This window comes from Mesorhizobium sp., assembly GCF_024509055.1.
Taxonomy (GTDB): Bacteria; Pseudomonadota; Alphaproteobacteria; order Rhizobiales; family Rhizobiaceae; genus Mesorhizobium.
The window spans coordinates 1-9,865 of record NZ_JANINM010000521.1 but is presented as its reverse complement, the minus strand read 5'-3'; the positions used below and the strand labels follow the sequence as shown (position 1 = coordinate 9,865).

Genomic DNA, 9,865 nt, shown 5'->3' with positions numbered 1-9,865 from the left:
CCAAGACCTTCATCATGGGCGTCGGCGTCGCCGGCCTGCAGGCGATCGCCACCGCGCGCCGGCTTGGCGCCATCGTCACCGCCACCGACGTGCGCCCGGCCGTGAAGGAGCAGGTGCAGTCGCTCGGCGCCAAGTTCCTGGCGGTCGAGGACGAAGAGTTCAAGGCGGCGGAAACCGCTGGCGGCTACGCCAAGGAAATGTCGAAGGAATATCAGGCCAAGCAGGCGGCGCTCACCGCCGAGCATATCGCCAAGCAGGATATCGTCATCACCACTGCGCTGATCCCCGGACGCCCGGCGCCGAAGCTGGTCTCCGCGGCCATGGTGGCCTCGATGAAGCCGGGTTCGGTGATCGTCGACCTCGCGGTCGAGCGCGGCGGCAATGTCGAAGGCGCGGTGCCCGGCAAGGTCGTGACCACGGACAACGGCGTCAAGATCGTCGGCCATCTCAACGTGCCGGGGCGTGTCGCGGCGTCGGCATCGCTGCTCTACGCCAAGAACCTCTTCGCCTTCCTCGAGACCATGATCGACAAGGCGGCCAAGACGCTTGCCATCAAGCGCGACGACGAACTGGTCAAGGCGACGATGCTGACCGATGGCGGCAAGGTCGTGCATCCCAATTTCGCCAAGGCTGACCAGCAGCCCCATGTCGAACCGGCTGCGATTCCGGCCTCGACCATGGTCGCCGACGCGTCGCCCAAACCTGCCGCGAAGAAGAAACCCGCCGCGGCCAAGTCGCCCGCTTCCAAGTCGAAAGGGACCGCGTGATGGACGCCTTGCAGAAAGCCCTCGACCAACTCGATCAGGCGACCGCCGCTGTGCGGCTGGCGGTGCAGAATCTGGGCAACGCGCCAGGCGCGGCCGAGGCCGCGGGCGGCGCGGCGCATGCGCTGTCCGGCGGCGCCATCGATCCCTTCGTCTTCCGTTTCGCCATCTTCGTGCTGGCGATCTTCGTCGGCTACTATGTCGTGTGGTCGGTGACGCCGGCGCTGCACACGCCGCTGATGGCGGTCACCAACGCCATCTCCTCGGTCATCGTCGTCGGCGCGCTTCTGGCCGTCGGCATCGCGGCCTCCGGCGTCGCCGCCGGCTTCGGCTTCGTCGCCCTGGTGCTGGTCTCGGTCAACATCTTCGGCGGCTTCCTCGTCACGCAGCGCATGCTCGCCATGTACAAGAAGAAGGACAAGTGACGTGACCGTCAATCTCGCTTCCTTCCTCTATCTCGTCTCCGGCATCCTGTTCATCCTGGCGCTGCGCGGCCTGTCGCACCCGACCACCAGCCGGCAGGGCAACCTCTACGGCATGATCGGCATGGGCATCGCCATCGCCACCACGCTGGCGCTGGCTACCCCTTCGGCCGGCCGCTTCGGGCTGATCGTGTTGGGCCTCGCCATCGGCGGCGGCATCGGCGCCGTCACCGCGCGCCGCATCGCCATGACCTCGATGCCGCAACTGGTCGCGGCCTTCCACAGCCTCGTCGGCTTTGCCGCCGTCATGGTCGCGGCCGCCGCGATCTATGCGCCGGAAAGCTTCGGCATCGGCACGGCTGGCGACATCCACGCCCAGGCGCTCATCGAGATGAGCCTCGGCGTCGCCATCGGCGCCATCACTTTCACCGGCTCGGTCATCGCCTTCCTGAAGCTCGACGGCCGCATGTCTGGCAAGCCGATCATGATCGGCGGCCGCCACCTCATCAACGCCGCGCTCGGCATTGCCTTGGTGGTGCTGATCGTGTCGCTCGTCATCACCCAGAGCTACACCGTCTTCTGGCTGATCGTCGTCGCCTCGCTGGTGCTGGGCGTACTGCTCATCATCCCGATCGGCGGCGCCGACATGCCGGTCGTGGTGTCGATGCTGAACTCCTATTCCGGCTGGGCCGCGGCGGCGCTCGGCTTCACGCTTGGCAATTTGGCGCTGATCATCACCGGCGCGTTGGTTGGCTCCTCCGGTGCGATCCTGTCCTACATCATGTGCAAGGGCATGAACCGGTCTTTCATCTCCGTCATCCTGGGCGGCTTCGGCGGTGAGACCGCCGCAGTCGCCAGCGATGGCATCGAACGCACCGTCAAGCAGGGCTCGGCCGACGACGCCGCCTATCTGATGATGAACGCGCAGAAGGTCATCATCGTGCCCGGCTACGGCATGGCGGTCGCCCAGGCACAGCACGCGCTGCGCGAGATGGCCGACAAGCTGAAGGCCAACGGCGTCGAGGTGAAATACGCCATCCACCCGGTCGCCGGGCGCATGCCTGGCCACATGAACGTGCTGCTTGCCGAGGCCAACGTGCCTTATGACGAGGTCTTCGAACTGGAGGACATCAACTCCGAGTTCGCGCAGGCCGACGTCGCCTATGTCATCGGCGCCAACGACGTGACCAACCCGTCGGCGCGCGACGACAAGTCCTCGCCGATCTATGGCATGCCGATCCTCGACGTCGACAAGGCCCGCACCTGCCTGTTCGTCAAACGCTCGCTGGGCTCGGGCTATGCCGGTATCGACAACACGCTGTTCTACAAGGACGGCACCATGATGCTGCTCGGCGACGCCAAGAAGATGACCGAGGAAATCGTCAAGGCCATGGATCATTGATCCAGTCGCAATCTCCGCAACAAAAAGGCCGGCATTTCGCCGGCCTTTTTGTTGCGGAGATTGTCGACCTGTCTGCTCAGATATCCAGATTAGCCACCGACAGCGCGTTGTCCTGGATGAATTCGCGCCGTGGCTCGACCTCGTCGCCCATCAGCCGCGAGAACAGGCTGTCGGCATCGGTGGCGTCGTTGACCTTGACCTGCAGCAGCGAGCGCACGTTCGGGTCGAGCGTGGTTTCCCAGAGCTGTTCGGCGTTCATTTCGCCGAGGCCCTTGTAGCGCTGCATGGTCAGGCCCTTGCGGCCGGAGGCGAACACCGCGTTGAGCAGCGCCAGCGGCCCTGCGATGGTCTCGGATGTTTCCTTGCGGCGCAGAACCGGCGGCACGCCGTAGATTTCGGCCAGCCGCGGCGCGTAGCGGTCGAGCTGGCGCGCGTCGGCCGAATTGATCAGCCCGGCATCGAGCTGAACCGCGTCCTTCACGCCACGCACCGTGCGCTCGAACACATAGCCGCCGGTGCCGTCATTCGACGTCGAGAGCCGTCCGGTCCAGCCGCGCTCGGTCTCCTCGGCGATCATGTCGAGGCGGGCCGCGACGCGCTCGGCCATGGCGTTGGCGCGGCCGAGATCGGCAAGCACATCGGCGTTGAGCGCGCCGGCGATCGCCGCCTGCTCGACGACGCTGCGGTTGTAGCGGGTGTGCAGCCCGTTGATCAGCTGGCGCACTGCCAGCGCATCGTCCACGGCGCCGTGCAAATCCTGTCCGGTCCGCACCTCGCCGGAAGCGAGCACCAGCGATGCCTCGTCCAGTCCGGATTCGATCAGATATTCCTCGTAGGCGCTTTCGTCCTTGAGATACTGCGAGCTTTTTCCGCGCGTCACTTTGTAGAGTGGCGGCTGGGCGATGTAGAGGTGGCCGCGCTCGATCAGCTCCGGCATCTGCCGGAAGAAGAAGGTGAGCAGCAGCGTGCGGATGTGCGCGCCGTCCACGTCGGCGTCGGTCATCAGGATGATCTTGTGGTAGCGCAGCTTGTCGGCGTTGAACTCGTCCTTGCCGATCGAGGTGCCGAGCGCGGTGATCAGCGTGCCGATCATATCGGACGAGAGCATGCGGTCGAAGCGGGCGCGCTCGACGTTGAGGATCTTGCCGCGCAGCGGCAGGATCGCCTGGTTCTGGCGCGAACGCCCGCCCTTGGCCGAACCGCCGGCCGAGTCACCCTCGACGATGAAGATCTCGGACTTCGCCGGATCGCGCTCCTGGCAGTCGGCAAGCTTGCCTGGCAGCGAGGTGACGCTGAGCGAGCTCTTGCGGGTGATGTCGCGCGCCTTGCGCGCGGCTTCGCGCGCCGCTGCCGCCTGGATCACCTTCTCGACCACCACCCTGCCTTCCGCCGGATGTTCTTCCAGCCAGGTACCCAGCGCTTCGTTGACCAGGCTTTCCACCACCGGGCGAACCTCGGACGACACCAGCTTGTCCTTGGTCTGCGAGGAGAACTTCGGGTCGGGGACCTTGACCGACAGCACCGCCGTCAATCCCTCGCGGCAGTCGTCGCCGGTCAGCGACACCTTTTCCTTCTTGGTCTGGCCCGAGGATTCGCCATAGCCGGTGACCTGCCGGGTCAACGCGGCGCGGAAGCCGGCCAGATGGGTGCCGCCGTCCCGCTGCGGGATGTTGTTGGTGAAGGCCAGCACGTTCTCGTGGTAGCTGTCGTTCCACCACATCGCCACCTCGACGGTGATGCCGTCGCGCTCAGCGCGGATCGCGATCGGCTTCTCGATCAGCGGCTTCTTCACCCGATCGAGATACTTCACAAACTCCTCTAGGCCGCCGTCATAATGCAGCTCGTGGCGCACAAGATCGGCATGGCGGGCGTCCGTGAGGATGATGCGCACGCCGGAATTGAGGAAAGCGAGCTCGCGCAGCCGATGCTCCAGCGTGCCGAAATCGAATTCGATCATGCTGAAGGTTTCGACCGATGGGAAGAAGGAGATCTCGCTGCCGCTGCGGCCCTCATTGGTGCCGGGCTGCTTGTCCTGTCTGTAGCTGCCGGTCACCCTCAGCGGCGCGTCGGCGTTGCCGTGCGTGAAGCCCATCTCGAAGATCTCGCCATTGCGGCGGATCTTGAGTTTCAGCCAGGCCGATAGCGCGTTGACCACCGACACGCCGACGCCGTGCAGGCCACCCGAAACCTTGTAGGAGTTCTGGTCGAATTTGCCGCCGGCATGCAACTGCGTCATGATCACTTCGGCCGCCGACACGCCCTCGCTGGGGTGGATATCGGTCGGGATGCCGCGTCCATTGTCGATGACTGTGACCGAGCCATCGGGATTGAGCGTCACCGAAACGAGGTCGGCGTGTCCGGCCAACGCCTCGTCGATGGCGTTGTCCACCACCTCATAGACCATGTGATGCAGGCCCGAGCCATCGTCCGTGTCGCCGATATACATGCCCGGCCGCTTGCGGACGGCATCCAACCCCTTCAAAACCTTGATGGAATCGGCACCGTACTCGGCTTCCGCGCCGTTGGCGTTTTCGGTCTGGTCGCTCATGAAAACCTGTCTGATTGAGAACACTTGCAAGGCGCGGAAAAATGGCCCCGAATCGCGCCGTTTTGATGTCCTAGATATAGGCGCAAATGGCCGATTTTCCAAGGTTTGCGGGCATTTTGCCGGCTTGGAGACAGGTGTTTTCCGTGACTGGCGGAACTGCTCCCGGAAGCGAGTGCATCACATGCGAAGGCCGCGGCTGGGCGCGGCCTTGCAAGCGCTGTTCTTGGAATGAATTCTGGTCACTGGAAAGGCAGACCGGCCCGTAGCGCCTTCAGCGCCTCGCTCCAGCGGAAAAGCTCATCGAGCATGGTCTTGGCGCCTGCCAGCACCTGCTCGGTCGGATGATACGAACGATTCTCGCCGAGCAGCGTCGCATATGTCGGCAGCGCCACGCCTTCCGGGATCGGCATGACGCCGACCGAGGTGAGCAGCGGCTTAAGCGCCTGCGCGGCGCGCAATCCCCCGGAAACGCCACCATAGCTGAAGATCGCGGCCGGCTTGTAGCGCCACTCGCCGACCAGATAATCGATGGCGTTCACGATCGCGGGCGCCACGAAATAATTATACTCGGGCGCCACGAAGACGAAGGCGTCGGCCGCCTCTATCGCCTTTGACCAGGCCTTGGTGTGGTCCTTCTCGTATTTGCGCAGGCGCGGATGGTGCGGCTCATCCAGTATCGGCAGGTTGAAGGCGGCGATATCGGTCAGCACCGGCTCGAACTTGCCGTGCTCGCGCGCGAATCCCTCCAGGCATTCGGCGAAGATCGGACCGGCGCGTCCTGGCCGCGTGCTGCCGATGATGATGCTCAATTGATGCTTCACGGGGGCTCCTTCGGGTGACGGTATCCGCTGGTAACCGCCAGTAAGGCAAGCAGGCGAGGGCAACAAGAAGGCACGTTCTGGTAACCGGTCAAATTCCGGCGAGGCGCGGGTTGCCGTTCGGTCACATGGACGCCCGCATTGCCAGGCGCTACATTTTCGCTGTCAGCGGAGCATGCTCATGGACACCAAGCCCGCCCCCTTCGTGCCGCCTGCACCGAAGCCGCGCACCCAGCCGCCCTCGACGCTGGAGATGATGCGCATCGTCTATCGCAACCCTCTCGAGCTATGGGGCGAGCATACCTACAACGAACCCTGGATCTCGGTGACCGGCGTCGGCGGGCCGCTGGTCGTCGCCAACGATCCGGGGCTTATCCGACACGTGCTGATCGACAACGCCAAAAACTACAAGATGGCGACGGTGCGCCAGCTGATCCTGCGCCCAATCCTGCGCGATGGCTTGCTCACCGCCGAAGGCGAGGTGTGGAAGCGCTCGCGCAAGGCGATGGCGCCTGTCTTCACGCCGAGGCACATTTTCGGGTTCGCCCAGCCGATGCTGAAGCGCACGCTGGAGTTCGTCACCCGCTACGAGGCGGGCGGCATCTCCGACATCGCGCATGACATGACGCTGCTCACCTATGACATCCTCGCCGAGACGCTGTTTTCGGGCGAGATCGCCGGCGAGCCGGGCAGCTTCGCCAAGGAGATCGACCGCCTGTTCGAGACCATGGGGCGTGTCGACCCGCTCGACCTGCTGCGCGCGCCCGAATGGCTACCGCGCCTAACCCGGATCCGCGGCCGCAAGACCATGGCCTATTTCCGCAACATCGTCGCCGGCACGGTCAGGATGCGCGAGGAGCGGATGAAGCGCGACCCCGACGGCGTGCCGCAGGATTTCCTGACGCTGCTGTTGAGGGCCGAAGGACCAGAGGGTCTCACGCGCGCCGAAGTCGAGGACAACATCATCACCTTCATCGGCGCCGGTCACGAGACCACCGCCCGTGCACTCGGCTGGACGCTCTACTGCCTCGCCGAGGCACCCTGGGAGCGCGACCGGATCGAACAGGAGATCGACGCCGTGCTGGCGCGCGAGCCCGACCCGACGAAGTGGCTGGACGCCATGCCGCTGACGCGCGCCGCCTTCGAAGAGGCGCTAAGGCTCTATCCGCCGGCGCCCTCCATCAACCGCGAGCCCATCGAACCCGAGACCTGGAACGGCCTCTATATCCCGAAATACGCCGCCGTGCTGGTGATGCCATGGGTCGTGCACCGGCATCGCAAGCTCTGGGACAGGCCGGACGCCTTCATGCCGGAGCGCTTCCATCCGGAAAACCGCGATCGGATCGACCGCTTCCAGTATCTGCCCTTCGGCGCCGGCCCGCGCGTCTGCATCGGCGCGAGCTTCGCCATGCAGGAAGCGATCATCGCGCTGGCAATCCTGTTGTTCCGCTTCCGCTTCGACGTGACGGCCGAGACCAAGCCGTGGCCGGTGCAGAAATTGACCACGCAGCCGCAGGGTGGCCTGCCGATGCAGGTTGCCCCGCGTCGCTAGAGCAATTCCAGGAAAAGTGTGAAACGGTTTTCCGTTCGGAATTGCGTAAAAAACGAAGAGGTAGAGCGGTTCGGCGTTTCCGTGAAACGCTGAAACGCTCTGGAGTTCCCTGTGACTACCTGTCGGCGACTGGCCGGCGCTGCTGGAACTGGCCCGCGGCGCGGAAGCGCCAGAGGTAGCTCGGCAGGATGGTGGCGATCGCCTGCGGCTGGATGCCGAGGCCGGTGATGGTCCTGTTCGCCTTCGTGGCTTCCTCGGAAACGATGTTGTGCTCGCGCAGCTGCAGCACCTGGTCCTTGGTCAGCAGCGGATTGGGTAGCAGGCCAAGGATCGAGGCCTGAATGTTCGCTACCCACCACGGCACCGGCACCAGCAGGCGCCGGCGCTCGATGACGGTGAGCAATTCCTCCATGCATTCCTTGAAGGTCAGCACTTGCGGTCCGCCGAGCTCATAGGTCTGGCCGCCCGCGATCTTGCCGTCGACCGAACGCGCGACCGCCTCCGCGACGTCGCCGACATAGACCGGCTGGAATTTGGTCTGGCCGCCGCCGATCAGCGGCAGGACAGGGGAGTAGCGCGCCATGTTGGCGAAGCGGTTGAAGAAGCCGTCCTCGGGTCCGAAATTGATCGATGGCCGCAGGATGACGGCATCCGCGATCGTCTCGAGCACTGCCTTTTCGCCCTGCGCCTTGGTGCGGGCATAGTCCGAGGGCGAGTTCGCATCGGCGCCCAGCGCCGAGATGTGGGTAAGGCCGGCGCCGACGGAGCGAGCGGCTTCGGCGACGGCGCGCGCGCCGAAATCGTGCACGGCGCCGAATTTCTGCCGGCCGGTCTCGTGCAGGATGGCGACAAGGTTGACGACGTGGTCGGCGCCCTGCACGGCGCGGTCGACGGACCAGCGCACGCGCACATTGGCCTGCACCGGCTGGATCTGGCCGACATTGCCGAGTGGCTGCACATGGCCGGCAAGATCGGGCCGCCGGCAGGCGACCCGGATGCGGTAGCCGCGCTTGGCAAGCGCCCGCACGACATGGCGACCGACGAAGCCCGAGCCGCCGAACACGACGATCAGCTTCGGGGTTTGCAGGATTTCGGTCATGTCTGGCTCCGCGCGCAAATAGCTTGGCTGAAGCCGTTTCTTAATCCGTTTCTCGCCAAAGGCAAAGAGCGACCGGAGGTCGCCGCCGCCTTGTTTTTCTCCGCTCAGAACGCCTTGCCGATGCGCGCGTCGACCGAATGGCGATTGCCGCCGCGAATGACGAAAAAGGCCAGGATCGCCGACCAGAGCAGCGACTTCTCGGCGCCCGAGAAACCCTGGCCCATGGTGACCCAGTGGAACCACACGGTGACCAGCAGCACGATCAGGCCGGCAAAGGCGGCCTGACGGGTGAGCAACCCGATCGCGATCAGGATGCCGCCGAAGAATTCGGTGCAGGCGAGCAGCGGCGACCAGAAGACACCTGGATAGAAGCCCAGCCCCTCGACCATTTCTGTGGCGCCGAACGGATTGACGATCTTCTGCGAGCCGTGGATGGCGAGAAAGCCGCCTGCGACGGCGCGCAGCAGCGTTTCGCCGGCGTCGTGCAATGACGAATACAGGCGCCCGAGCGGCGGGACGATGAGGGTGCCGCGGGAAGCGTCGGTGGTTGCGGACATCGTAGCTCCTTCTTTGGTGATCCCTCGCAAACGCCCGATGGCCCCAGGCAAGTCAAGTTAACAAAAGTTAACCGTTACAGTCATGTTTCGTGCTGCAAGACGCCGGAACGCAGAAAACCCCGCCGAGGCGGGGTTTTCCGGGCAGTCCCCGCGCCGAAACAGGGTCCAACAAGGCGGCCTGACCTGAGACGGCATCAAGGTGGCGTGAAGCAAGCACGCCCGCCCCGACCCTGGACGCCCGGCGCGGCGCCGCCAGCCGCGAGCCGCGACGAGACCGACCTTGCGGCTCGCGGTGTGGGGGTGCCGGTGATGGGTCGCCGCGTGTCGGGGAAAGGTTCAACGGCGCGTCCAAGCAACGCGTTGCCGGTTCCCTTGCGCGGTCTGGATCAGGCCGAGTAGCGTTCGGCGAATTCGGTAATGCGCTGCACCACAGCCTTGGACGTCGTGATGCCGCGTGCCTTGGCCTTCTCTGCCGCCTCGGACCGGGAACGGCCAGGAATGTGCACGCCGAAACGCCGCCGCAGCCGGTCAAGTTGATCGCGCATGCGCTGCTCGAAATCCGGATCGAGCAGCTTGGGCTCGATGGCCAGGACGAAAAGGCCCGTGCCGGGGCTGTCCGGTCCGCCGGTGAACCATGGCGCGTCGAGCGACCAGTTGGCGCCGGAAATGCCCGCCGCCAGCACCTCGACCATCAAGGCGATGT

At 65.0% G+C, this 9,865-nt stretch carries 8 protein-coding genes and 1 pseudogene; 4 read left to right on the top strand and 5 right to left on the bottom strand.

What is annotated here, in order from left to right:
- The 3 genes and pseudogenes from Q0L57_RS31025 to Q0L57_RS31015 form a co-directional block, all read left to right on the top strand.
- Positions 1–767, top strand: a pseudogene (locus tag Q0L57_RS31025) (NAD(P)(+) transhydrogenase (Re/Si-specific) subunit alpha); the annotation flags it as partial.
- Positions 767–1,189 carry a proton-translocating transhydrogenase family protein gene (locus tag Q0L57_RS31020; protein ID WP_296746908.1) on the top strand — a complete coding sequence of 141 codons (423 nt, stop codon included), beginning with the start codon at positions 767–769 and terminating at the stop codon, positions 1,187–1,189. The pseudogene Q0L57_RS31025 and the gene Q0L57_RS31020, both read left to right, overlap by 1 nt.
- Before the next feature lies 1 nt (position 1,190).
- Positions 1,191–2,588 carry an NAD(P)(+) transhydrogenase (Re/Si-specific) subunit beta gene (locus Q0L57_RS31015; protein ID WP_296746907.1) on the top strand — a complete coding sequence of 466 codons (1,398 nt, stop codon included), beginning with the start codon at positions 1,191–1,193 and terminating at the stop codon, positions 2,586–2,588.
- 76 nt (positions 2,589–2,664) lie between these two features.
- Here Q0L57_RS31015 and gyrB read toward each other — a convergent pair whose 3' ends face one another.
- Together gyrB and Q0L57_RS31005 are read right to left on the bottom strand one after the other, a co-directional pair.
- On the bottom strand, positions 2,665–5,136 hold the full coding sequence (gyrB, locus tag Q0L57_RS31010; RefSeq protein ID WP_296746906.1) for a DNA topoisomerase (ATP-hydrolyzing) subunit B: 2,472 nt from the start codon (positions 5,134–5,136) through the stop codon (positions 2,665–2,667).
- 239 nt (positions 5,137–5,375) lie between these two features.
- The gene (locus Q0L57_RS31005; RefSeq protein WP_296746905.1) at positions 5,376–5,957 is read right to left on the bottom strand and encodes an NADPH-dependent FMN reductase; all 582 of its coding nucleotides are present in this window, start codon (positions 5,955–5,957) and stop codon (positions 5,376–5,378) included.
- Between the two features lie 178 nt (positions 5,958–6,135).
- Between Q0L57_RS31005 and Q0L57_RS31000 the strand changes: the two genes are divergently transcribed.
- Positions 6,136–7,506 (top strand): cytochrome P450, encoded by a 1,371-nt coding sequence (locus Q0L57_RS31000; RefSeq protein ID WP_296746904.1) that lies wholly within the window; start codon positions 6,136–6,138, stop codon positions 7,504–7,506.
- A gap of 115 nt (positions 7,507–7,621) precedes the next feature.
- Here the strand turns inward: Q0L57_RS31000 and Q0L57_RS30995 are convergent, their stop codons facing one another.
- The 3 genes from Q0L57_RS30995 to Q0L57_RS30985 form a co-directional block, all read right to left on the bottom strand.
- Positions 7,622–8,605: a complex I NDUFA9 subunit family protein gene (locus Q0L57_RS30995; protein ID WP_296746903.1), complete on the bottom strand. Its 984-nt coding sequence runs from the start codon at positions 8,603–8,605 to the stop codon at positions 7,622–7,624.
- A 104-nt stretch (positions 8,606–8,709) separates the two neighbouring features.
- Positions 8,710–9,162: a DoxX family protein gene (locus Q0L57_RS30990; protein WP_296746902.1), complete on the bottom strand. Its 453-nt coding sequence runs from the start codon at positions 9,160–9,162 to the stop codon at positions 8,710–8,712.
- A gap of 386 nt (positions 9,163–9,548) precedes the next feature.
- Positions 9,549–9,865, bottom strand: a 317-nt coding sequence (locus Q0L57_RS30985; protein ID WP_296746900.1) for an Ldh family oxidoreductase, incomplete at its 5' end; no start/stop codon positions are given.

Bases quoted from the DNA above. Each gene is read 5' to 3' on its own strand.
- Q0L57_RS30995 (WP_296746903.1), bottom strand. From the start codon at position 8,605: ATGACCGAAATCCTGCAAACCCCGAAGCTGATCGTCGTGTTCGGCGGC.
- gyrB (WP_296746906.1), bottom strand. From the start codon at position 5,136: ATGAGCGACCAGACCGAAAACGCCAACGGCGCGGAAGCCGAGTACGGT.
- Q0L57_RS30990 (WP_296746902.1), bottom strand. From the start codon at position 9,162: ATGTCCGCAACCACCGACGCTTCCCGCGGCACCCTCATCGTCCCGCCG.
- Q0L57_RS31020 (WP_296746908.1), top strand. From the start codon at position 767: ATGGACGCCTTGCAGAAAGCCCTCGACCAACTCGATCAGGCGACCGCC.
- Q0L57_RS31000 (WP_296746904.1), top strand. From the start codon at position 6,136: ATGGACACCAAGCCCGCCCCCTTCGTGCCGCCTGCACCGAAGCCGCGC.